The following is a 22507-nucleotide window of genomic DNA, read 5'->3' on the forward strand; positions in this document are numbered from 1 at the left end:
CTTGGACGCTAGCCCGCGTACTCGCGCACGCGGTCGAGTTCAGCCGCGAGCACCGTCAGTTGACGTTCGACGGCGGCCGGTGCAGTGCCGCCCTGCGAGTTGCGGCTGTTGAGCGAACCTTCCGTGCTGAGCACGGAGCGGACCTCGGGTGTCAGGTGTTCCGAAATGCCCGCGTACTCCTCGTCGGTCAGGTCCCAGAGCTCAACGCCGCGTCCCTCAGCCAGCTTCACCGCTGCACCGGAAAGCTCGTGGGCTTCCCGGAACGGCACGCCCTGGCGGACAAGCCACTCGGCGATGTCCGTGGCAAGGGCGAAGCCCTGCGGTGCCAGGGATGCCATGCGCTCAGTGTTGAAGGTGAGCGTCGCGATCATCCCGGAGACTGCAGGGAGCAGCACCTCCAAGGTGTCCGCGGCGTCGAAGACCGGCTCCTTGTCTTCCTGCAGATCGCGGTTGTACGCGAGCGGCAGGCCCTTGAGCGTCGCCAACAGGCCGGCCAGGTTGCCGATGAGGCGCCCTGCCTTGCCGCGGGCGAGTTCGGCGACGTCCGGGTTCTTCTTCTGCGGCATGATCGAAGACCCCGTGGAGTACGAATCATGCAGCGTCACGAAGGAGAACTCCTTGGTGGCCCACAGAATGACTTCCTCGGAGACCCTCGACAAGTCGATGCCGATCATCGAGCAGATCCACGCGAACTCGGCGAAAACATCGCGCGAGGCTGTGCCGTCGATCGAGTTGTGCACCGCCGAGAAGAAGCCAAGGTCCGCAGCGACGGCCTCGGGATCCAGGCCCAGCGAAGAACCCGCCAAGGCACCGGAACCGTATGGCGAGATGCCGGCCCGCTTGTCCCAGTCCTGGAACCTCTGCACATCGCGCAGCAGCGCCCAGGCATGGGCCAGCAGGTGGTGGCTCAGCAGGACGGGCTGGGCGTGCTGGAGGTGGGTCCGGCCAGGCATGGCAACGCCTTGGTGGGCCTTGGCCTGCTCTACGAGGGCATCGATCGTGGCGAGCACGCCGCGGGCAATGATGCGGGCGTGGTCGCGCAGGAACATCCGGCCCAACGTGGCCACCTGGTCGTTGCGCGAACGCCCTGCCCGGAGCTTGCCGCCCAAGTGGGTCCCAGCCCGCTCGATGAGTCCGCGTTCCAGGGAACCGTGGACGTCTTCGTCGGATTCGGCAGGCTGGTAGGCGCCGCTCGCGACGTCGTCATCCAGCTGGCTGAGCGCTGCGAGCATGCCTTCGAGCTCGGCGTCGTCCAGCAGCCCCGCCTTGTGCAGCACGCGGGCATGCGCCTTGGAACCGGCAATGTCGTAGCGGGCCAGCCGCCAGTCAAAATGCGTGGACTTGCTCAATGCGGCAAGGGCATCTGCGGGGCCACCGGCGAACCGGCCACCCCACAGAGCGCCTTCATTTGTTGCCGAGGTCATTACTGGCCTGACACGCGCAGGTCGCGGCCTGCGGCAACCTTGGAGGACATGCCCCACAGCTCGATGAAGCCCTTGGCCTGCGACTGGTCGAAAGTGTCGCCGGTGTCGTACGTGGCGAGGTCGAAGTCGTAGAGCGAGGTTTCCGAGCGGCGGCCGTTGACGATGGCCTGGCCACCGTGCAGGACCATGCGGATGTCGCCGGAAACGTAGCGCTGGGTGTCCTCGATGAAGGCGTCCAGGGAACGCTTGAGCGGGGAGAACCACTGGCCGTCGTAGACCAGTTCGGACCAGCGCTGGCCGACAGTGGCCTTGAAGCGGGCCTGCTCGCGCTCGATGGTGACGTCTTCGAGGTGCTTGTGCGCGGTGATAAGGGCCATTGCACCCGGAGCTTCGTAGATTTCGCGGGACTTGATGCCAACGAGGCGATCCTCGACGACGTCGATGCGGCCGACGCCTTGGGCACCGGCACGGCGGTTCAGTTCCTGGATGACCTGGAGCGGAGTGCGCTTGACGCCGTCGACAGCCACGGGCACGCCGGCTTCGAAGGTAATGGTGACCTCGTCCGGTGCCGGCGGGAACTCCGGGGTGGCCGTGTAGTCGTAGATGTCCTTGGTGGGAGCGTTCCAGATGTCCTCGAGGTAGCCGGTCTCGACGGCGCGTCCCCAGACGTTCTGGTCGATCGAGTACGGGTTCTTCTTGGTGGTCTCGATCGGCAGTCCCTTTTCCTCGGCGAAGGCAATGGCCTTATCGCGGGTCAGGGCGAGGTCGCGGACTGGGGCGATGCACTTCAGGTCAGGGCCGAGGGTCTGGATGCCCACTTCGAAGCGGACCTGGTCGTTGCCCTTGCCGGTGCAGCCGTGCGCCACGGTGGTGGCACCGAATTCACGGGCGGCCTTGACGAGGTGCTTGACGATCACCGGGCGGGAGATGGCCGAGACCAGCGGGTAGTGGCCCTGGTAGAGGGCGTTGGCCTTCAACGTGGGCATGGCGTATTCGTTCGCGAACTCGTCGCGGGCGTCGGCCACGTAGGCCTCGACGGCGCCGCAGCCGAGGGCACGCTGCCGGATGGTCTCCAGCGACTCGCCGCCCTGTCCGACGTCGACCGCCACGGCGATGACCTCGGCACCGGTGGCTTCACCGATCCAGCCGATGGCTACGGAAGTATCAAGGCCACCGGAGTAGGCCAGAACAATGCGCTCAGTCACGAGAGTGCTCCTTTGTTGTTGCTTGGTTCTTTTGAGTCAAATGCTTGGGACCGACCAGAAGGCCGGAATAGTTCAGTTACTGGGCCGGGTTAGTTTCCCGGTCCGGCTTCCTGGGCCAGTTGGAGGAACCGGGCTGCCAATTCGGCCCCGCCGTCGGGATCCCTGGCAACCAAAAGCAAGGTGTCGTCGCCTGCGATCGTACCCAATACAGACGGCATCACCGAGTGGTCGATGGCCAGGGCCAGGAAGTTGGCGGCACCTGGCGGCGTCCGCAGCACCACGATATTGCCCGAAGCCTCCGCGGTGACCAGCAGCTCCCCGCAGAGCCGCGACAGGCGCGCGTCCAGGATTTCCTGGGTGATACCGCTCTTGGCATTGCGGTCACCACCCTCGCCGGGCACCGCGTAGACCAGTGCGCCGTCCTTGCCTCGCACGCGAACCGCCCCCAGTTCCACCAGGTCCCTGGAGAGGGTCGCCTGGGTGACCTGGACGCCGTCGTCCGCCAGAAGGGCTGCGAGCTCTGCCTGCGAGCGCACGGACTCACCGGTCAGGATCGAGGTGATCCGCGCCTGCCGGGCAGTCTTGGTGGCGGGGCTGGCGCCATGCGACGCCGGATGGGTGGACACTAGAACGTGCTCTCCGCAGCGCCTTTTCCAGGAGAAACAGCGCCTTCAACGGGGGAAAGCCCGTCGACGAATGCGAGTCCCGATCTGTGCATGAGCCAGGCCATGAGCGCCTTCTGGGCGTGCAAGCGGTTCTCTGCTTCGTCCCAGACGATGGACTGCGGCCCGTCGATAACACCGGCGGAGATCTCGTAGCCGCGGTAGGCGGGCAGGCAATGAAGCACGACGGCGTCCGGTGCGGCTAGCTCCATGGCGGCCTCGTTCACGGAGTACCCGCGGAAGAGCTGCATCCGGGCTTCCTTTTCGGCTTCCTGGCCCATGGACACCCATGTGTCTGTGGCGACGACGTCGGCCCCCCGAAGGGCTTCTGCGGCGTCAGTGGTGATGAGCACGGAACCACCGGTCTCTGCGGCCCGTTCCTCGGCTGCAGCCACGATGTCAGCGGCCGGCAGATAGCCTTCCGGCCCCGAGATCCTGACGTGCATCCCCGCCGTGACGCCCGCCAGGAGGTACGAGTTGGCCATGTTGTTCGCGGCGTCGCCGAGGTAGGCCATGGTGAGTCCGGCAAGTTCGCCTTTGTGCTCCTTGACCGCCAGGAGGTCCGCCAGGAGCTGGCACGGGTGGTAATCGTCGCAGAGAGCGTTGATGACGGGAACCTTGGAGTTCTCGGCCATCGCCACGAGGCCGGAGTGCGCGCCGGTGCGCCAGACGATGGTCGAGACCATGCGTTCGAGTACCTTCGCGGTGTCCTCAACGGACTCCTTGTGGCCGATCTGCGCCTCGCCCGGATTGATGATGAGCGCGTTGCCGCCCATGTCCGCGATGCCAGTGGCAAAGGACACCCGGGTACGGGTGGAGGTCTTGTCGAAGATGACGGCGACGGTCTTGCGTCCGTTGCCGTCCGCTGCGAACGGTTGGACGCTATACGGTGCGGCCTTCATCCGGACTGCGAGCTCCAGCACCTCGGCTTGCTCGGCCGGTGTGAGGTCCGTGTCCTTGAGGAAGTGACGGGTGGTATTCACTGTGCGTCCTTAGCGGTCAGGGGTGCAGCGGTCTGGGGAGCAGTGGTCAGAGATGCAGCGGTCTGGGCGGCTGCCGCCCGGATGATGCCCGGCAGCGCCTCAAGGAAACGGTCGGCTTGTTCCGTCGTCAGGATGAGTGGCGGAGCCAGCCGGATGGTGCGCGGGCCGGGGCTGTTGATAATGAAACCAGCGTCGAGCGCGGCGGTCACCATGGCGGGCGCGATCTCGGCGTCGAGATCGAAACCGATCAGGAGGCCTTCCCCGCGGACTTCCGCGACGCCGTCGACGTCGGACAGGCCGGCCCGCAGCCGCGCGCCGACGGTGAGCACGTTTTCCAGTACGCCCTGGCTTTCGATGGCATGCAAGGTGGCGAGGGCGGCGGCCGTGGCCACCGGGTTCCCGCCGAAAGTAGTGCCGTGCTGGCCCGCTGTCAGGAGCGACGACGTCGGCGCTCCGAAGGTGATGAGCGCGCCAACCGGGAAGCCGCCGCCCAGGCCCTTGGCGAGGGTCACGGCGTCGGGGACGATTCCGGCGTCTTCGCTGGCCAGCCACTTGCCGGTGCGCCCGATGCCGGTCTGGACCTCGTCCAGGATCAGCAGCGCGCCGGCAGCGGTGGTGGCTTCGCGGGCCGCGAGAAGGTATTCGACGCTGAGCGGGCGGACGCCCGCCTCGCCTTGGATGGGCTCGAGGAACACGGCAGCCGTCGTTTCGTCGACGGCGGCGCGGAGGGCTTCGATGTCGCCGAACGGGATGTGGACCACGCCGCCGGGCAACGGTTCGAACGGCGTCCGGTAGGCTTCCTTGGCGGTCAGGGCCAAGGCGCCCATCGTGCGGCCGTGGAAGGCGCCTTCGAGTGCGATGATCTTGGTGCGCTTTGCTGATTTTGCACCGGCGGGCGCTTCACTGTTGCGCCGAGCCAGCTTGAAGGCGGCCTCATTGGCTTCGGTTCCGGAGTTGGCGAAAAATACCTTGGAACCCGCGGGAGCGTTGGTGATGGACAGGAGCTTCTCAGCGAGCGCGATCTGCGTAGGGCTCGTGAAGAAGTTGGAGACGTGCCCCAGAGTGGCGAGCTGGCTGGAGATGACCGACGTGACGAAGGGGTGGGCGTGGCCCAGGGCGTTCACGGCAATGCCGCCCAGGAGATCGAGGTATTCCTTGCCGTCGGCGTCCCACACAAGGGCCCCTGCACCGCGGACCAAAACACGCTGCGGGGTGCCGAAGACGCCCATGAGGGACGAAGAATAGCGGGCCAGCCAGTCGGATCCCGTGCTGTGCCCGGCTATAGCGTCTGCGGGCGTCTCGACCAGTTCTGCTTCGTTGGCGTTCATGAGTTCACTTCCTCGTCGGGGACAACCTGGGTTCCGATGCCCGCGGTCGTAAAGGTTTCCAGGAGCATGGAGTGCGGCAAGCGGCCATCCACGATGTGCGCCCGCTCCACTCCTTCATCAATGGCCTTCAGGCAGGCCGCCATTTTGGGGATCATGCCGGACTCCAGTCGGGGCAACATCTCCCGCAATTCCGTGGCCGTCAGCGAAGAGATGAGCGATGACTTGTCCGGCCAGTTGGCATAGAGTCCTTCGACGTCGGTCAGGATAACGAGCTTTGACGCGCCCAGCGCAGAGGCGACCGCAGCTGCAGCCGTGTCCGCGTTGACGTTGAGGACCTGGCCAGTGGTGGAGCCTGTGCCGTCCCCTTCGTCAGTGATCTCGGGGGCAACCGTGGAAATCACCGGGATGCGGCCGGCGTCGAGGATGTCCTCGATACCCGTGGGATCAACGCCCACTACCTCGCCCACCAGGCCGAGGTCTATTTCCTCGCCGTCCACCACCGTGCCGGTGCGCACGGCGCGCAGCAGACCGCCGTCTTCACCGGACATCCCGACTGCATAGGGTCCGTGGGAGTTGATGAGACCAACGAGTTCGCGTCCCACTTGTCCGGTGAGCACCATGCGGACCACGTCCATGGCCTCGGGGGTGGTGACGCGCAGGCCGCCCTTGAATTCGGATTCAATGCCGAGCCTGCTGAGCATCGAATTGATTTGCGGGCCACCACCGTGAACCACGACGGGGTGGATGCCCACGTGGTGCAGGAAGACGATGTCCTCGGCGAAGGCGCGGCGGAGTTCTTCGTTGACCATGGCGTTTCCGCCGTACTTGATCACCATGGTGGTGCCGGCGAAGCGCTGGATCCAGGGCAACGCCTCAATCAGGGTCGCCGCCTTGTCCTGGGCATCACTCATGGACGTGTTTTCGCGGGTGTGCGCAGTCATGGTCATCCCCGTCTAGCTCGAGTAGGCGCTGTTCTCGTGCACGTAGTCGTGCGTGAGGTCGTTGGTCCAGATGGTGGCCTCCGCGTCGCCGGCCTGCAGGTCGATTTCCACAAGTACCTCGCGGGGCTCAAGATCCACGAGGCTGCGGTCCTCGCCGATGCCGCCGTTACGGCAGATCTGGATGCCGTTCATAGAGACGTTGAGCTGGTCCGGTTCGAAGACGGCGTCCGTGGTGCCCACCGAGGACAGGACCCGGCCCCAGTTCGGGTCCTTGCCGAAGATGGCGGTCTTGAACAGATTGGAGCGGGCCACGGAACGGCTGACGATTTCGGCGTCACGTTCGCTGGCCGCGTTGAACGTACGGATGGCAATGTCGTGGCTGGCACCTTCGGCGTCGCCGATCAGCTTGCGGGCAAGTTCGGCACACACCTGGGTGATGCCGGAACCAAGCTGTTCAGCGGACGGGATGGCCTCGGAGGCCCCGGAGGCCAGCAAGACCACGGTGTCGTTCGTGGACATGCAACCGTCCGAGTCCGTGCGGTCGAAGGTGACGCGCGTGGCGTCGCGGAGCACGACGTCGAGCTCTTCCGCCTGGACCTGGGCATCCGTGGTGAGCACCACCAGCATTGTCGCGAGGCCCGGTGCCAGCATGCCGGCCCCCTTCGCGATGCCCCCGACCGTGAAGGTCTTGCCTTCGGCGTCGGTGCCGGCGAAGACAGCTTCCTTGGCAACGCTGTCCGTGGTCATGATCGCCGTAGCGGCGGCCAGGCCGCCGTCGTCGGAGAGTTCCGCAAAAGCTGCGTCAATGCCCGGGATGATCTTGTCCATGGGAAGTTGCTCACCGATGAGGCCGGTGGAGCAGACCACGACGTCGGAGGCGGAGATCCCGAGGACAGCCGCCACTTTTTCTGCGGTTGCGTGCGTATTTTGGAATCCCTGTGGCCCGGTGCACGCGTTTGCCCCGCCGGAATTCAGTACCACTGCATCCACCCGCCCGTCGGAGACCACTTGGCGGGACCAATGCACGGGAGCCGCGGCCACGCGGTTGGATGTGAAAACGGCTGCTGCCGCTTTGAGAGGGCCGTCGTTGACGACCAAGGCGAGGTCAGGATTGCCCGACGCCTTGATGCCTGCTTTGACGCCGGCGGCCCGGAATCCCTGGGGGGCGGTGATGGTCACGGTGCAACTCCTTGGACGTTGAGGCCTGCGGATTCGTCAAGGCCGAGGGCGATGTTCATGGACTGCACAGCGCCGCCGGCGGTCCCCTTGGTCAGATTGTCGATGGCGCACGTGACAATTACGCGGCCGGAGTGTTCGTCGAAAGCCAACTGCATGACTGCATGGTTGGAACCCTGCACCGACTTGGTGGTGGGCCACTGGCCTTCAGGAAGCAGGTGGACGAAGGGTTCGTCGTCGTAGGCTTCGGACCAGGCACTGCGGAGTTCGGCTGCGGTGACGCCTGCCTTGACCTTGGCCGTTGCCGTGCTCAGTATGCCGCGGCTCATGGGCGCAAGGGTGGGAGTGAAGGACACGGTGACTTGTTCACCGGCGGCATTGGAAAGCCCTTGCTCGATCTCGGGGGTGTGGCGGTGGCCGCCTCCCACACCGTAGGGACTCATGGAGCCCATGACTTCGGAGCCGATGAGGTTGACCTTGGCTGCCTTGCCCGCACCCGAGGTGCCGGAGGCCGAAACAATCACGACGTCGTCCGGCTGGAGGAGCTTGTTGGCGAAACCGGGAGTGAGGGCGAGAAGGGCCGACGTCGGGTAGCACCCGGGTACCGCAATGCGCTTGGCGCCTTTGAGGGCTTCACGCTGGCCGGGGAGTTCCGGCAGCCCATAGGGCCAGGTGCCCGCATGGGCCGAGCCGTAGAACTTTTCCCACGCAAGGGGGTCTTCGAGCCGGTGGTCCGCGCCGGCGTCGATCACCAGCGTGCCTTCCGGCAGTTGCGCGGCGATCTCGGCGGAAGCTCCGTGCGGGAGCGCCAGGAACACGACGTCGTGGCCGGCGAGGTTCTCCACGCTGGTGTCTTCGAGAATCCGGCTGGCCAAACCATGGAGATGCGGCTGCAACTCCCCTAGTCTGGAACCGGCATTGCTGTGCGCGGTGATGGCACCGATGGTGACGTCCGGATGGCCTGCCAGGAGGCGCAATACCTCACCACCGGCGTAGCCGCTGGCACCGGAGACGGCAACAGAAATAGTCATGGCAAGACTATACAGCAAAAATATTCATGGTTGCCGATATTTATGCACGCCTTTTCCGATGCCTCACCGAAGCCGGGTCGTGCCGGCACAGCTCCTTTGGGGGCGTATGCTGAATAGAGGGTGATCTAGACCGTGCAGCCGATCGTCGGTTGCATCGTTGCCCGTTATTGTTACGGGGCAACTGCATATGTCACCGACTTCCACCACTGAACGTCCCATTAGGAGCGTCCGGCAGCCAAACGCTGTCGTGCTCAGCTATTCCGAACTCCTCAAGACGGTCCGCGCGGAAGGGCTTTTGAAGCGCCGCGTTGGCTTCTATATCACCGTTTTTGCGGCCCTGGTCCTCTTGCTGACCGGCACCTGGTTTGGCTTCGCGCTGATCGGCCCCAGCTGGTACCAACTCCTCATCGCCGCAGCCCTGGGCATCCTCTGCACCCAGTTGAGCTTCCTGGCCCATGAGGCCGGTCACCGTCAGATTTTTGCCTCCCGCAGAGCCAATGACTGGTCCGCCCGCATCCTGGCCACTTCGGTTGCCGGCATCAGTTACTCCTGGTGGGAGCAGAAGCACGGCGCACACCACAACAACCCCAACGTGATTTCCAAAGACCCGGACATCAAGACCGGAGCCTTGGCTTTCCACGTTGAAGCCGCTGCCGGCAGGCAAGGACGCTTCGCGTTCCTCACCCGCAGGCAAGGCTGGTTCTTCTTCCCGCTCCTCATGTTGCTGGGCATCAGCCTGCAGTGGGAGTCCCTGATGTACATCCTCCGGCCCGGAGCCATCAAGCACCGCTGGGTGGAGACCCCCATCCTTCTGGCACGGCTCCTCGCACTCCCGGCCCTCGCGTTCACCTTCCTCCCTGTGGGCATGGCCTTCGCCTTCCTAGGCGTCCAGATCATGGTGTACGGCTTCTACATGGGCGCTTCCTTCGCGCCCAACCACAAGGGAATGCCGGTCCTGCCTACCGACTCCCGCGTCGATTTCCTGCGTCGCCAGATCCTGACTGCCAGGAACATCTCCGGCGGACCCTTCATGAACATCCTGCTGGGCGGCCTCAACCACCAGGCCGAACACCACCTGTTCCCGGACATGGCCCGCCCCCACCTGCGCCGCGCCTCGGAGATCGTTCGAAGCTACTGCGAAGAGCACTCCATTCCCTATACCGAAACCACCCTGATGCAGTCATACGGAATCGTCGTGCGCTACCTCAATGAGGTGGGACTCGCCGCCGGCCGCGGCTTTGACTGCCCAGTGGCTTCCGCGCACGGCAGAGGCTGACACTCCGAGGACCGCAGGGGCACATTAGGGCGAAACACAGGCCTGTGCCCCTGAGTGGACGCTCGACGGACTCCGCTCCCTAGGATGGTTGTGTGAATGCGGGCGCGAAAGTGCCTCGACGGAGAAGGAGACCCATGACGCATGCGATCATCGCCCGGCAGGCCGGAGGACCCGAAGTCCTCGAACTCACCGAAGCAGAGGTTCCGGCCCCGGGCCCACGTCAGTTGCTCGTCAAGGTCGGAGCCGCCGGGGTGAACTTCATTGACACCTATCAGCGTGGCGGCATCTACAAAGTTGAATACCCGTTCACTCCCGGCTCTGAGTCGGCGGGCACCGTTGAGGCCATCGGCTCGGACGTCGCGGACTTCGCCGTTGGGGACAGGGTCGCCACCGCTGAAGGATCGCGCAGCTACGCCGGGTACACCCTCGTAGACGCCGACAAGGCGCTTCCGGTGCCGGACGGCGTCGACGACCATACAGCGGCCGCCCTTCCGCTCCAGGGAATGACCGCGCACTACCTGATCAACTCTTCCTTCCGCGTGGAACCGGGCCACACCGTCCTGACCCATGCAGGTGCCGGCGGTGTGGGGCTCATCCTGACGCAACTGCTCAAGGCCCGCGGCGCTCGTGTCATCACCACAGTCTCCTCGGACGAGAAGGAAGTCCTTGCCCGGGAAGCCGGCGCGGACGAGGTCCTGCGTTACGCCGGATTTGCGGACAGGGTCCGTGAGCTCACGGACGGCGAAGGGGTCAACGTGGTGTACGACGGCGTCGGCAAGGATACTTTTGACGGTTCCCTTGCGAGCCTGCGAATCCGCGGCTCGCTTGTCCTCTTCGGGGCAGCTTCCGGGCCGGTGCCTCCCTTTGACCCCCAACGGCTGAACGCGGGCGGATCGTTGTCCCTGACACGTCCGACCCTTGGCCACTTCCTCCAGAACCCGCAGGAACGGCGCTGGCGCTCGGCCGAGGTCTTCGGCGCCGCCGCCAGCGGCGAGCTCAAAGTCCGGATCGGCGGGACGTACCCTCTCGCCGAAGCGGCCCAGGCCCACCGCGACTTGGAAGCCCGCAAGACCACGGGCAAGCTACTTTTGATCCCATAATCGAAGGAACGGCACGCTGTCTTTTCAATTAACATTGTCTTTTCAATTAACATTGGGCTAAGCCAAAGCAACGGCCAAGCGCTCACACTTTTTGTTCACCTCAATCCGAGAAGCTTCGAACGTGACCCAGGAACATGAAATCCCGGCAGACCGCCTGGAACTCCAAGCTGTGCACCTGCCCCAGCTGCAAGGCGCAGGAGCCGCGCCGCCGACGCGCACGCTCATCGAAATCATCGATGACACGGCCCGAACGTTTCCGGAAGCCTCGGCCCTCGATGACGGGCGCAAGTCGCTAAGCTACTCCGAACTCATGGCGCAAGTGCGCGGTTTTGCCGCCACGCTCAGTGCGGCTGGACTGGGCCCCGGTGACAAGATCGGCGTCCGGATCCCGTCCGGCACGAATGATCTCTACATTGCCATCCTGGCGATCCTCTCGATTGCGGCCGCCTATGTGCCAGTGGACGCGGACGATCCCGAGGAACGCGCGCGGCTGGTTTTCGGAGAAGCCGAGGTGTCCGCCGTTGTCACAAAGGGCCGCATGATCGACGTCTCCGGGGAGCGGCTAACGCCGCACCCGGCCCCGCGTGCACCGGGCCTGGATGACGATTCCTGGGTCATCTTCACGTCAGGCTCCACGGGCACACCCAAGGGCGTGGCGGTGCAGCACCGTTCATCCGCAGCATTTGTTGACGCCGAAGCCCGGCTTTTCCTCCAGCAAGATCCCATCGGGCCGCAGGACCGGGTCCTCGCCGGTCTTTCCGTGGCGTTTGACGCTTCGTGCGAAGAGATGTGGCTGGCGTGGCGGCACGGTGCCTGCCTGGTCCCGGCTCCGCGTGCCCTCGTGCGTTCCGGTATGGATCTTGGCCCGTGGCTCATCAACCATGGAATCACGGTGGTGTCCACCGTTCCCACGCTCGCAGCGCTATGGCCCGCCGAAGCCCTCGAGAACGTGCGCCTGCTCATTTTCGGCGGCGAAGCGTGCCCACCCGAACTCGCCGAACGGCTCGCAGTGGACGGCCGCGAAGTGTGGAACACCTACGGCCCCACGGAAGCAACCGTCGTGGCCTGCGCAGCTCCACTCGGTGGCACCGGTCCCGTACGCATAGGTTTGCCGCTGGACGGCTGGGACCTCGCCGTCGTCGACGCCGCAGGGATTCCCGTCGAGGAGGGCGAGACGGGTGAGCTGATCATTGGCGGCGTAGGTCTGGCCCGCTACCTCGATCCCGCGAAGGACGCAGAGAAGTATGCGCCGATGCCCTCCCTGGGGTGGGAACGCGCGTACCGATCCGGCGACCTCGTCCGTTATGAAGAAGCCGGTCTCATCTTCCAAGGCCGCGCGGACGAACAAGTCAAACTTGGTGGCCGGCGGATCGAGCTGGGCGAGATCGACGCCGCACTTCAGGCCCTGCCCGGCGTTGCCGGAGCGGCCGCTGCCGTCCGTACGACGGCGGCCGGCAACCAGATACTTGTCGGCTACCTGGCTCCCGCGGGACCCGAGGACATCGACCTCGCAGCTTCCCGGGAGTTGCTCACCGAAAGCCTTCCCGCTGCGCTGATCCCACTGCTGACGGTGGTGGATTCCCTACCGACGAAGACCAGCGGCAAAGTGGACAGGCATTCGCTGCCCTGGCCGCTGGCGGGCGCGGGAGCTGCCGATGCCGAAAAGGCACCGCTCAATCTTCCCGAGGATGCCCAATGGGTGGCTGAGCAATGGGAAAGCGTCCTAGGCTCCCGGGTCACATCGCTCGACGCCGATTTCTTCGCCTACGGTGGCGGCTCCCTCGCCGCGGCCCAACTCGTCTCGGCCCTGCGAGTGCGTTACCCCACCATCACGGTGGCTGAGATCTATGCGACCCCCCGTGTGGGTGCCCTGATCGATGCCGCGCGGCAGTCACTGCCGGAAGGCGGCATCCAGGGGCCGGCAGCCGAACGCACGGTTCGCCCGACCTCCCGGAAATCGCAGATCTTCCAGACCCTGATGGGTATTTTCCTCAACATCCTAGTGGGCATGCGTTGGCTCACCTACCTCATGGCCGCCAACCATTTGTTGGCCGACTTCGCCGGTTTCTCAGCCGCCCCAGTGGTGTCATGGTGGTGGATCCTGGCGTCCTGGCTGGTGTTCGTCAGCCCGCCCGGACGCATGGCCATTTCGATTCTGGCTGCGAGGACCCTCCTCCGTGGCCTCCAGCCCGGAACCTACCCGCGCTCGGGCAAAGTTCACTTGAAGTTGTGGCTTGCGGAACAGATCCAAGACCTCTCGGGCGCCATCAGCCTCGCCAGCGCGCCGTGGGTTCCGTACTACGCCCGGGCGCTGGGGGCGAAGATCGGGAACAACGTCCATTTGCATTCCCTGCCTCCGGTCACAGGACTGCTTTCCCTGGGCAGCGGCTGCAACATCGAACCCGAGGTGGATCTCTCCGCCTGGTGGATCGACGGTGACTACGTCCACATCGGAGCCATCCATGTAGGTGCCGGCGCGACCGTGGGCTCCCGCAGCACGCTCATGCCGGGAACCAGCATCGGCGCCGGCGCGCGTGTGGAGCCCGGCTCCGCGGTCTTGGGCAAGGTCAAGGCCGGACACCTCGTTGCCGGCTCCCCAGCCGAACGCCGTGGCAAAGCCAAGAATGGATGGCCGGAGACTCCGTCGTCGCACCATCTGATCGGCAGGCTTTGGTTCGCGGCGTTCGCTGCAGCTTCCGCACTGCTCGCCCTGATCCCCTATATCTCGGCGTTCGCCGGTGCCTGTGTGGTTCTGGGCTTCATCCAAGGCAGGAGTTCCCTCCAGGATGCCTTCCCGGAGCTCTTGCTTGCCATCCCCTTGGCCGCACTGGCCTGGTTCCTCTGCAATCTCCTGTTGATCCTGGCGACCACCCGGATGCTCGGCATCGGTCTCGCCGAGGGGTACTACCGCGTTCGCAGCCGCGTTGGCTGGCAGGTTTGGGCCACTGAACGCGTGCTGGACATGGCGCGGGATCTGCTTTTCCCCATCTACGCCAGCCTCTTCACCCCAGTGTGGCTACGCCTGCTGGGCGCCAAAGTAGGCCGGAATGTAGAGGCCTCCACGGTGCTTCTGCTTCCGCGCATGACGACCATCGGTGAAGGTGCATTCCTCGCGGACGACACCATGGTGGCCTCCTACGAGCTCGGCGGCGGCTGGATGAAAATTGGACCGGCCAAAATCGGCAAACGCTCGTTCCTCGGCAATTCCGGCATGACCGCCGCGGGCCGCAGCGTGCCCAAGAATTCGCTGGTCGCAGTGTTGTCGGCTACGCCGGCCAAGGCAAAATCGGGCACCTCCTGGCTGGGCAGTCCACCCGTCAGGCTGCGCCGGACCGCCGTCAATGCCGATCAGAGCCTCACCTTCAATCCCCCGTTAGCCCTCAAGACCAAACGCGCCCTATGGGAATTGTGCCGTCTGGTGCCGGTCATCCTGACGGTGGCGATCGCCGTCGGCATCATGCTGGTCCTCGACTGGATCGCTACGGAGACCTCTTACTGGCTGGCGGCCTTATTGGGCGGCGTCGTGGTCCTCGCCGCAGGTGCCGTGGCCGCGGCAAGTTCGGTTGCCGCGAAATGGATTCTGGTGGGCCGCATCAAGGAGGGCGAGCATCCCCTGTGGAGCTCGTTCATCTGGCGGAACGAAGTGGTTGACGCCTTCATCGAGATGGTCAGTGCTCCATGGTTCGCGCGTTCGGCATCCGGGACGCCGGCGCTGGTGTGGTGGCTCAGGGCACTCGGTGCGAAAATCGGCCGGGGCACCTGGTGCGAAAGCTACTGGTTGCCCGAGGCCGACCTTGTCACGCTCGGCGAAAGTTCCACAGTCAATCGCGGCTGCGTGGTCCAGACTCATCTCTTCCACGACCGCATCATGAGCATCGATACGGTAGTTCTCGGGGACGGCGCCACGATGGGCCCGCACGGGGTGATCCTGCCGCGCGCCAGCATCGGGGCGGGCGGAACGGTTGGACCGGCGTCGCTCGTCATGCGCGGCGAAACTGTTCCTGCGGGCACCTACTGGATGGGCAACCCCGTCAGCCCTTGGTCCGGTCCGTAGCGTAGATTGGCGAGACGACCCGTGAAAACCACCAGCCGATGACAACAGCAGCACAGCAAGCTACACGGAGGCAGCCAGCGCACATGAGCCGCAGCGAACCAGGAACAACCAGAACTGCTGCCGATCCCTATACCCTGCACCACGGGAGTACGGCATTCCAGGTGTTGCGATATGAGTTGGATCTGGACTACAGCTTGGGCAGCAACAGGCTCAACGGCCGCGCGACGCTTCGTTGCATGGCGCTCGAAGACACAGACTCCGTAGTCCTGGATCTGGTGGGGTTGAAAGCTTCCAAGATCATCGTGGACGGCAAGAAGGTGCCGAAGTTCAGCCCTCGCGGCGAGCACGTTGTTGTCACCGTAAAGGACCGGTTGCGGGCCGGCCAGGCCTTCACTGTCGAACTCCGCTACGACGGCAATCCGAAGCCGCGCCGGGGCCTGTGGGGCGAAGTCGGTTGGGAGGAGCTCGACGACGGCGTCTTGGTTGCGGGCCAGCCGAACGGTGCCGCTTCCTGGTTCCCCTGCAACGACCACCCGCGGCACAAGTCCAGCTACTTGATCAGCATCACCACCGACGACAACTATCGCGCCATCTGCAACGGCCGCCTCGTCTCGCACAGCCGGAAGTCAAGCCGTGAGACCTGGGTTTATGAACAGAGCGAACCGATGGCCAGCTATCTCGCCACGGTTCAGATCGGCCGCTACCGGCTCCACCGGCTGAGCCCCTCACTCAACAAGGCCGACGCAGGAACGGCCCACCACGCCGACGGGGCGAGGCACACTCCAGTGCCCCAGTTTGTCGCCGTCTCCTCCGGCTTGTTGTCCGAGGCCAAAGAAGGCCTGGCAAGGCAAACCGACATGATGCGGACGTTTGTGGAGTGTTTCGGTCCGTATCCCTTTGCGGAATACACGGCCGTGGTCACCGACGATGAACTCGAAATCCCCCTTGAGGCACAGACGCTCTCCATCTTCGGCCGCAACCACATGGAGCAATCGTGGGAGGCGCAGCGCCTGATCGCCCACGAGCTGTCCCACCAATGGTTCGGCAACTCGCTCACCGCGAGCAGTTGGCGGGATATCTGGCTGCACGAGGGCTTCGCCTGCTATGCCGAATGGATCTGGTCCGAAGAAGCCGGCGTCATGTCCCTAACCAACCGAACGAGGGCTGCGTGGCGAAAGCTCGACGCCGGCACGCAGGATCTGGTGATCGGCGACCCCGGGCCGGAGCGAATGTTCGATGACCGCGTCTACAAGCGCGGGGCCTTGGCCCTTCACGCCATTCGTCGTGCATGCGGTGACACGGCGTTCTTCGGTTTGTTGCGGCATTGGACCGAGACCAAGCGCCATGGCTCGGTCTCCACGGCGGAATTCATCGTCACGGCCAACGCCTACGTTCCGGGGCTCGACGCCGCCAGCGTGCTGGAGCCCTGGCTGTACCAGGCAAGGCTCCCCGCTTTCAGCTAATGCACCGGTCCAGCTAAGGGGCTGTCAGCGCGACGGCACCAGCCAGTCCGGCCGGAAGATCCTGGCCGTCAGCGCTGGCCGGGAGTTCGACGTCCCATAGCCCTGGCCTTTCCAGTACGTCGAGGGAATTCGGGTCCACCCTGAGCCCAACACCCGCCATCTTCAACCAGGCCTCCTTGCGAGCCCATAGTCGCGCCCGCTCCAGCGCACGGTGGCCGGCGTCCAGGGCATCGAGGTGGCGACGCTCGCGCGGGGTCAGCGCGACGCCGTCGAAGCCGGCGAACTCCGTGCCTGCCGCGCTTTCCAGATCGGCTCCCAGCCGGAGCCCGGGTTCGGGATGTACGACGGCGGCAAACAGCACCCAGCCCGACGCCCGCGAGGCGCTGAGCACTAGGGGTGCGGGGCCGCCGTCGAGCAGGTATCCGGGCCGGCCATGCACAATGTGCGGACCGGACCCACAGTCCGGGCACTCATAGGCCGCCCGGAGTTTCGAGGCCGGGAGACCCAGAAGGGTTGCGGCAAAGTTCTGCTGGGCCACCCTGGACGCCAGGAATTCCGAGCGTAAGAGCGGGGCCATGGCGTTTCCGCGAAGGATCTCGGCCGGAGACAGCAAATCCGCCGCTATCTGCGCGATGGCGGCGGACTGCGCGGGTCCGAGGGGCTGGATGTGAACAGCCAGCCCCTCGATACCGGTGTTGATGCGGGTCAGCGCTGGACTGCTCCGAATCGCTCTGCGGCGACGGCGACGGCGGCCTCACGGGCCTCCGATGCCTCATCGGCCGTCAGCGTGCGGTCGGTTGCACGGAATCGCAACCCGAAGGCGAGCGACTTCTTGCCGTCCTCGATGCCCTGGCCGGCGTAGACATCGAACAAGGCGACGTCCTCGAGGAGTTCCCCGGCCCCTTCGCGGAGGGCAGCCAAGACGGCGTCCGCCGGAACGTCCCGCGGTACCACAAGGGCAACATCCTGCGTGGCCACCGGGAACCCGGAAATGTGCTTGGCAACAATAACGTCCGGAGCCGCGTCGAAGATCGCGTCCGCGTTGAGCTCGAGCGCCACGGAGCGGGCCGGCATGTCATGGGCAGCGAGCAGTTTCGGGTGTAGTTCGCCCGCGTAACCCACGACGTCGCCCGAGCGGAGCGCCAACTGTGCAGCACGGCCCGGATGGAACGCCTGGTGGCTGCCTTGGCTGACCACGAGCTCCACACCGAGGACGTCGCCTATGAGCCGGGCGACATCGAGGGCGTCCGCCCAGTCCCATGCACGCGGCGCGTGGGCCGCGGCAGCGGGGGAATCATGGCCCGTCAAAACAGCGGCGATGTGCAGCGGCTGGTCCGGGACGCCGTCGTACAGTCCGTCAAGTACTTCCTCGGACGGCTTGACACCCAGCGGAGGGATGGACGCAGTGCCCAGCTGCCCGTCGGGAAGGAACACCGAGCCGGCCTCGAAGAGGGCAAGGTCGCGGAACCCACGGGAATGGTTGCGGCGGGCAACCTCGATCAGGCCGGGAAGAACGGAGGTACGCAGGTAGCCGTGTTCCTCGCTGATCGGGTTGGCCAGTTTGAGGGCGGCTCGTGCCGCGCCTTCCTCAGCGACACCAAAGGTGTCATTGGACGACTTGGAGACGAACGGATACGAGAGGACCTCTGTCAGGCCGGAATCTGCGAGGGCCTGGACCATCCGGCGCTTTTGCTGTTGGGTCCGGGTCAAGCCGCGGCCCGGTGGGGCCACGGGCAGGGTGGCCGGGATGTTGTCGTAGCCCACCAGCCTTGCAATTTCCTCGGAGAGGTCTTCTTTGGTTTCCAGGTCATTGCGCCAGCTCGGTGCCGTGACCACATAGGAGCCGCTCACGTCGCCCTTCAGGACGATGGCTCCCAGGTCCTTGAGGGAACCGGTGATCTGTTCTTCCGTGAAGTCGATACCAATCCGGGAGGCCGCGTAGCCAGCCGGCAACTCGATGGTCACAGCGTCGGGCGCGGTCCCGACGTCGGTCCCGGCTTCGTCAGCGGTGCCCCCTGCCAGCTCCACGAGGAGGTCAACGACGCGTTGGCCGGCAATGTTGGCAACCTGCCAATCCACGCCACGCTCGAAGCGCTTGGACGCCTCTGACGGCAGCTTGTGACGGCGACGGGACCGTGCGATCGAGACCTCATCGAAGTGCGCAGCTTCGACCAGGATGTTGGTGGTTGAATCGGAGACCTCCGTGTTGGCTCCGCCCATGACGCCGGCGATGCCGATTGCCCCGGAGCGGTCGGTGATCAGGAGGTCCTCGACGTCGAGCGCACGCACTTTGCCGTCAAGGGTGGTGATCTTCTCCCCTGCCACGGCGCGGCGGACCACGATGTCACCCGAGAGCTTGTCGAGGTCGTAGCAGTGGTTCGGCTGGCCGAGCTCGAGCATCGCGTAGTTGGAAATGTCCACGGGCAGCGAAATGGAGCGGATGCCGGCCAAACGCAGCCGGGAAACCATCCACGGCGGGGTGGGGCGGGTGGCGTCGACTCCGCGGACCGTGCGGGCCACAAAGCGGTCGCAACCGGGCTTTCCGTAAATCGGAGCGTCGTCGTTGAGCTTGACGCCATAGCCGCCGGAGAGTGCCGCAGGGGCATTGACCTTGGCGGCCGGATCCGTGAAGACAGTTCCGGTGGCGTGGGCATATTCGCGGGCGACGCCACGGATCGAGAACGCATAGCCGCGGTCCGGGGTGACGTTGATTTCGGCGGCTTCGTCGTAGAGGCCCAGCAACGTCATGGCGTCAGTGCCGACCTCGGGATCCAGGCCGATGCGGGAGAGCACCAAGATGCCGTCGTGGTCCTCGCCGATGCCGAGTTCGCGTACCGAGGCGATCATGCCGGCGGACAGGTGCCCGTAGGTCTTGCGTGCGGAAATGTGGAAGTCCCCCGGCAGTACGGCGCCCGGAAGGGTAACAACTACCTTGTCTCCCTCGACGAAGTTGTGGGCACCGCAAATGATGCCCTGCACGCCGGAGGGGTCGATGCCCTCACCGGTGAGAATCTGCTCCTGCCCCTCGGGGACCACGCGGACCTGGCACCAATTGATGGTCTTGCCGTTGCTCTGCGGTTCCTTGACCAGGCTCAGGACCTGGCCCACCACGATGGGACCCTTGAGTTCGTCCGTGGGACGGTGGACGGCTTCTTCTTCAAAACCGACCTTGACGAGTTCCGCCATGACGTCTTCGGCCGTGGCGTCGGCCGGAACCTGCGCGAATTCGCGCAGCCAGGAAAGTGGGATACGCACTGTTAGATCTCCATCCCGAAGTGCTCGCTGAAACGTACATCGCCTTCGATCATGTCGCGCATGTCGCCGACCTCGTTGCGGAACATGAGCGTACGCTCGATGCCCATGCCGAAGGCAAAACCTGAATACTCGTCCGGGTCGATGCCCGCAGCGCGCAGGACGTTGGGATTGACCATGCCGCAGCCGCCCCATTCGATCCAACGGGGGCCGCCCTTGGCGCCGGGATGCCAAATGTCCAGCTCCGCCGACGGCTCCGTGAACGGGAAGTAGTTGGGCCGCAGGCGAATTTGCGCCTCGTCACCGAACATTTGCCGTGCGAAGTGCTCCAAAGTGCCGCGGAGGTCCGCCATGCTCAGTTTCTTGTCGATGGCCAGGCCCTCGAACTGATGGAACACGGGCGTGTGGGTGGCATCGAGTTCGTCGGTGCGGAATACCTTGCCCGGGCACAGCACGTAGATGGGCACGTCGCGCTCCAGCATGGAACGGACTTGCACCGGGGAGGTGTGCGTGCGCATGAGCAGGTGCGCCTCGGGAGGTTCAACGAAGAAGGTGTCCTGCATTTCGCGGGCAGGGTGGTCCGGCTTGAAGTTGAGGGCGTCGAAGTTGAACCACTCGGATTCAACCTCCGGGCCTTCGGCGATTTCCCAGCCCATGCCGACGAAAATGTCCGCCACGCGATCCTGAAGCGTGGACAGGGGGTGGCGGGCACCGGCGCGGCGTCGCCTCGGTGCTGCCGTGACGTCGACGGTTTCCTCCACGAGGATACGGGCGTCGTTTTCGGCTTCGAGCACAGCGGTCCGTGCTGCGAGCGCCTGGTTGACGCGGCCGCGCGAGGAGCCCATGAGCTTGCCCGCAGCGGCCTTCTGCTCCTTGGCCAGACCACCGATTTCACGGTTGGCAAGGCTCAAAGGCGACTTCTCGCCGGTGTGCGCCAAGCGGACGGCCTTGAGTTCTTCGAGGGAGGATGCAGCGGCAATCGCGGCGACTGCTTCCTCAACGGCAGCGGTGATGGCGGCTTCATCCAGAGGGTTCGGGATGGCAGCGCCCGGCAAAGTGTCAGTCATCTACTGTTCTTAGCTACGAGTCGGAAATGGTCTTCACCCGGCGGGGCCATGGCAAAGGCAGGAGCAATGCTCGCCGGAAGCGTCCGGCGGGCACTAACTCCCAGTCTAGTTGAAGGCTTCGGCCCGGATTTAACCCGTGACGCCGTCCGGACGCCCGGGACTAGCATGGCCTCATGACACCGGTCCGCACCATAACTGTCACCGGGGAGGGAACGGCCGAAGCCGTTCCCGACCTTCTCACGCTGACGCTCGCCGTCGAGGTCAGGCGTGATGCCGCCGGAGAGGCCTATGACGACGCCGGAGAGGTGACCTCGGCGGTGATTGATGCCTTGCGCGGGCACGGGGTGGCTGAGCGTGACCTGCGGACCAGCGGCCTCAATCTGCGGGCGGAGCTCGTCTGGGCCGAAAACCAGGGACAAAAGGTCACTGGATATGTTGCTTCAACCACCTTGGTTGCCCGGGTCAGCCCGCCGTCTGCGGCCCCCGTCGCCATATCCGCAGCCGTCGCTGCCGGTGGCGACAGCCTCCGCATCAATGGGATCGAACAAGGATTCACGGATTCGTCGGCCGTCGCAGCGCAGGCGCAGGAGGCCGCGTGGCGGGAGGCCGAGGCGAAAGCCACCCGGTTTGCCGCACTCGCCGGCGCCCGGCTAGGTCAGGTCTTGTCCATCGATCAGCGGCCAGAGCGTGGGTTGCCCGTGCCGATGGCGGGTGACATTAAGCGCGCCGTTGCCGCCCAGGGCGTGGCCATCGAAACAGGAACCGTGGCAGTTTCGGCAAGCGTGGTGGTGCAGTGGGAGCTGGAGTCTCCGGAGCGCAGCGCCGGCTGATCCTGCTCTCCAAGTGGGCGGCGCCAGCCTAGTGAACAGTTCCCGCGGAGAGCTTCGCGTCCACGCGAGTCTCGAGAGCGGTACGCACGACGACGGCGATCCCCTCGCCCATGTCCCGCGCCGCCATGGACGGTGCGGCACTCCCCCGACGCAGTTGGGTTTCGTCGTAGGGCACGTGGATGAAGCCGCCGCGGGCATGTGCCGCGGTGCCAGCACGTGAGAGTTCGTGCATCAGGGCATAGAACACGTGGTTGCACACATAGGTTCCAGCCGTTTGTGAGACCTCCGCGCGGATTCCCGCGATCTGCAAGGCTCGGAGCGCGGACTTCACCGGCAGGGTACTGAAGTACGCCGCAGGACCTGCCGGAATGACAGGTTCGTCGATGGGCTGGTTTCCCGCATTGTCCGGACTTCTGGCGTCATCGCAATTGATGGCCACCCTCTCCAAGGAAAGTCGATCCCGGCCGCCGGCAAGCCCGGCGCAGATGACCAGCTCCGGCCGCAGCCGCCCGATGGCCTCCCGCAGAACGGCAGCGGATTCACCGAAAACGCAGGGTAGCTCGAGCGCCTCCACCTCATGCCCTTCAGCGCGCAAAATTTCCTGCGCCACGAGGACGGCGGTCCACGAAGGATTGCTGGAGTCGCCGCCGAAAGGCTCGAATCCTGTCAGCAGAATCATGAACCCCACCCTAGCAACAGCCGACCCGGCGTCCCG

At 65.1% G+C, this 22507-nt stretch carries 17 protein-coding genes; 5 read left to right on the forward strand and 12 right to left on the reverse strand.

The window, feature by feature from the left end:
* Positions 1-8: 8 nt before the first annotated feature.
* The 8 genes from argH to argC all read right to left on the reverse strand — a co-directional run bounded on the left by argH (position 9) and on the right by argC (position 8750).
* Complete coding sequence (argH, locus tag OW521_RS03585) at positions 9-1424, reverse strand: argininosuccinate lyase (protein ID WP_268023012.1); 1416 nt, start codon at positions 1422-1424, stop codon at positions 9-11.
* A complete protein-coding gene (locus tag OW521_RS03590; protein ID WP_265978315.1) occupies positions 1424-2629 on the reverse strand; it encodes an argininosuccinate synthase in 1206 nt (401 codons plus the stop codon). Before OW521_RS03590 ends, argH begins: the two co-directional genes overlap by 1 nt.
* 89 nt (positions 2630-2718) lie before the next feature.
* Complete coding sequence (locus OW521_RS03595; protein ID WP_268023015.1) at positions 2719-3255, reverse strand: arginine repressor; 537 nt, start codon at positions 3253-3255, stop codon at positions 2719-2721.
* Positions 3255-4274 carry an ornithine carbamoyltransferase gene (argF, locus tag OW521_RS03600; RefSeq protein WP_268023017.1) on the reverse strand — a complete coding sequence of 340 codons (1020 nt, stop codon included), beginning with the start codon at positions 4272-4274 and terminating at the stop codon, positions 3255-3257. Before argF ends, OW521_RS03595 begins: the two co-directional genes overlap by 1 nt.
* On the reverse strand, positions 4271-5602 hold the full coding sequence (locus OW521_RS03605; RefSeq protein ID WP_268023019.1) for an acetylornithine transaminase: 1332 nt from the start codon (positions 5600-5602) through the stop codon (positions 4271-4273). Before OW521_RS03605 ends, argF begins: the two co-directional genes overlap by 4 nt.
* Entirely contained in the window at positions 5599-6543 is a 945-nt protein-coding gene (argB, locus tag OW521_RS03610; RefSeq protein WP_268023021.1) for an acetylglutamate kinase, read from the reverse strand. The genes OW521_RS03605 and argB overlap by 4 nt, the downstream gene beginning before the upstream one ends.
* 12 nt (positions 6544-6555) lie before the next feature.
* Entirely contained in the window at positions 6556-7722 is a 1167-nt protein-coding gene (argJ, locus tag OW521_RS03615) for a bifunctional glutamate N-acetyltransferase/amino-acid acetyltransferase ArgJ (RefSeq protein ID WP_268023023.1), read from the reverse strand.
* Positions 7719-8750, reverse strand: coding sequence for an N-acetyl-gamma-glutamyl-phosphate reductase (gene argC, locus OW521_RS03620; RefSeq protein WP_268023025.1), 1032 nt, complete (start codon positions 8748-8750; stop codon positions 7719-7721). The genes argJ and argC overlap by 4 nt, the downstream gene beginning before the upstream one ends.
* A gap of 187 nt (positions 8751-8937) precedes the next feature.
* Here argC and OW521_RS03625 point away from each other — a divergent pair, with 187 nt between their 5' ends.
* The 4 genes from OW521_RS03625 to OW521_RS03640 all read left to right on the forward strand — a co-directional run bounded on the left by OW521_RS03625 (position 8938) and on the right by OW521_RS03640 (position 16643).
* Positions 8938-10026, forward strand: coding sequence for a fatty acid desaturase family protein (locus OW521_RS03625; protein ID WP_268023027.1), 1089 nt, complete (start codon positions 8938-8940; stop codon positions 10024-10026).
* A gap of 134 nt (positions 10027-10160) precedes the next feature.
* The gene (locus OW521_RS03630) at positions 10161-11126 is read left to right on the forward strand and encodes a quinone oxidoreductase family protein (RefSeq protein WP_268023029.1); all 966 of its coding nucleotides are present in this window, start codon (positions 10161-10163) and stop codon (positions 11124-11126) included.
* Between the two features lie 121 nt (positions 11127-11247).
* Positions 11248-15180 (forward strand): Pls/PosA family non-ribosomal peptide synthetase, encoded by a 3933-nt coding sequence (locus OW521_RS03635; RefSeq protein WP_268023031.1) that lies wholly within the window; start codon positions 11248-11250, stop codon positions 15178-15180.
* A gap of 83 nt (positions 15181-15263) precedes the next feature.
* On the forward strand, positions 15264-16643 hold the full coding sequence (locus OW521_RS03640; protein ID WP_268023033.1) for a M1 family metallopeptidase: 1380 nt from the start codon (positions 15264-15266) through the stop codon (positions 16641-16643).
* A gap of 13 nt (positions 16644-16656) precedes the next feature.
* Here the strand turns inward: OW521_RS03640 and OW521_RS03645 are convergent, their stop codons facing one another.
* The 3 genes from OW521_RS03645 to pheS all read right to left on the reverse strand — a co-directional run bounded on the left by OW521_RS03645 (position 16657) and on the right by pheS (position 20962).
* Positions 16657-17220: a 4'-phosphopantetheinyl transferase family protein gene (locus OW521_RS03645; RefSeq protein ID WP_268023035.1), complete on the reverse strand. Its 564-nt coding sequence runs from the start codon at positions 17218-17220 to the stop codon at positions 16657-16659.
* A gap of 128 nt (positions 17221-17348) precedes the next feature.
* A complete protein-coding gene (pheT, locus tag OW521_RS03650; RefSeq protein WP_268023037.1) occupies positions 17349-19898 on the reverse strand; it encodes a phenylalanine--tRNA ligase subunit beta in 2550 nt (849 codons plus the stop codon).
* A 2-nt stretch (positions 19899-19900) separates the two neighbouring features.
* On the reverse strand, positions 19901-20962 hold the full coding sequence (gene pheS, locus OW521_RS03655; RefSeq protein WP_265978332.1) for a phenylalanine--tRNA ligase subunit alpha: 1062 nt from the start codon (positions 20960-20962) through the stop codon (positions 19901-19903).
* A 173-nt stretch (positions 20963-21135) separates the two neighbouring features.
* Here pheS and OW521_RS03660 point away from each other — a divergent pair, with 173 nt between their 5' ends.
* Complete coding sequence (locus tag OW521_RS03660) at positions 21136-21792, forward strand: SIMPL domain-containing protein (protein ID WP_268023040.1); 657 nt, start codon at positions 21136-21138, stop codon at positions 21790-21792.
* A 28-nt stretch (positions 21793-21820) separates the two neighbouring features.
* On the opposite strand, the gene pcp is transcribed toward OW521_RS03660, so the two are convergent.
* A complete protein-coding gene (gene pcp, locus OW521_RS03665; RefSeq protein ID WP_268023042.1) occupies positions 21821-22471 on the reverse strand; it encodes a pyroglutamyl-peptidase I in 651 nt (216 codons plus the stop codon).
* Positions 22472-22507: the final 36 nt, after the last annotated feature.

Source organism: Arthrobacter sp. MMS18-M83, assembly GCF_026683955.1.
Taxonomy (GTDB): domain Bacteria; phylum Actinomycetota; class Actinomycetes; order Actinomycetales; family Micrococcaceae; genus Arthrobacter.

Bases quoted from the DNA above. Each gene is read 5' to 3' on its own strand.
- pheS (WP_265978332.1), bottom strand. From the start codon at position 20,962: ATGACTGACACTTTGCCGGGCGCTGCCATCCCGAACCCTCTGGATGAA.
- OW521_RS03630 (WP_268023029.1), top strand. From the start codon at position 10,161: ATGACGCATGCGATCATCGCCCGGCAGGCCGGAGGACCCGAAGTCCTC.
- argH (WP_268023012.1), bottom strand. From the start codon at position 1,424: ATGACCTCGGCAACAAATGAAGGCGCTCTGTGGGGTGGCCGGTTCGCC.
- OW521_RS03645 (WP_268023035.1), bottom strand. From the start codon at position 17,220: ATGGCCCCGCTCTTACGCTCGGAATTCCTGGCGTCCAGGGTGGCCCAG.
- OW521_RS03605 (WP_268023019.1), bottom strand. From the start codon at position 5,602: ATGAACGCCAACGAAGCAGAACTGGTCGAGACGCCCGCAGACGCTATA.
- OW521_RS03640 (WP_268023033.1), top strand. From the start codon at position 15,264: ATGAGCCGCAGCGAACCAGGAACAACCAGAACTGCTGCCGATCCCTAT.
- OW521_RS03660 (WP_268023040.1), top strand. From the start codon at position 21,136: ATGACACCGGTCCGCACCATAACTGTCACCGGGGAGGGAACGGCCGAA.
- argB (WP_268023021.1), bottom strand. From the start codon at position 6,543: ATGACTGCGCACACCCGCGAAAACACGTCCATGAGTGATGCCCAGGAC.
- OW521_RS03625 (WP_268023027.1), top strand. From the start codon at position 8,938: ATGTCACCGACTTCCACCACTGAACGTCCCATTAGGAGCGTCCGGCAG.
- argC (WP_268023025.1), bottom strand. From the start codon at position 8,750: ATGACTATTTCTGTTGCCGTCTCCGGTGCCAGCGGCTACGCCGGTGGT.
- pcp (WP_268023042.1), bottom strand. From the start codon at position 22,471: ATGATTCTGCTGACAGGATTCGAGCCTTTCGGCGGCGACTCCAGCAAT.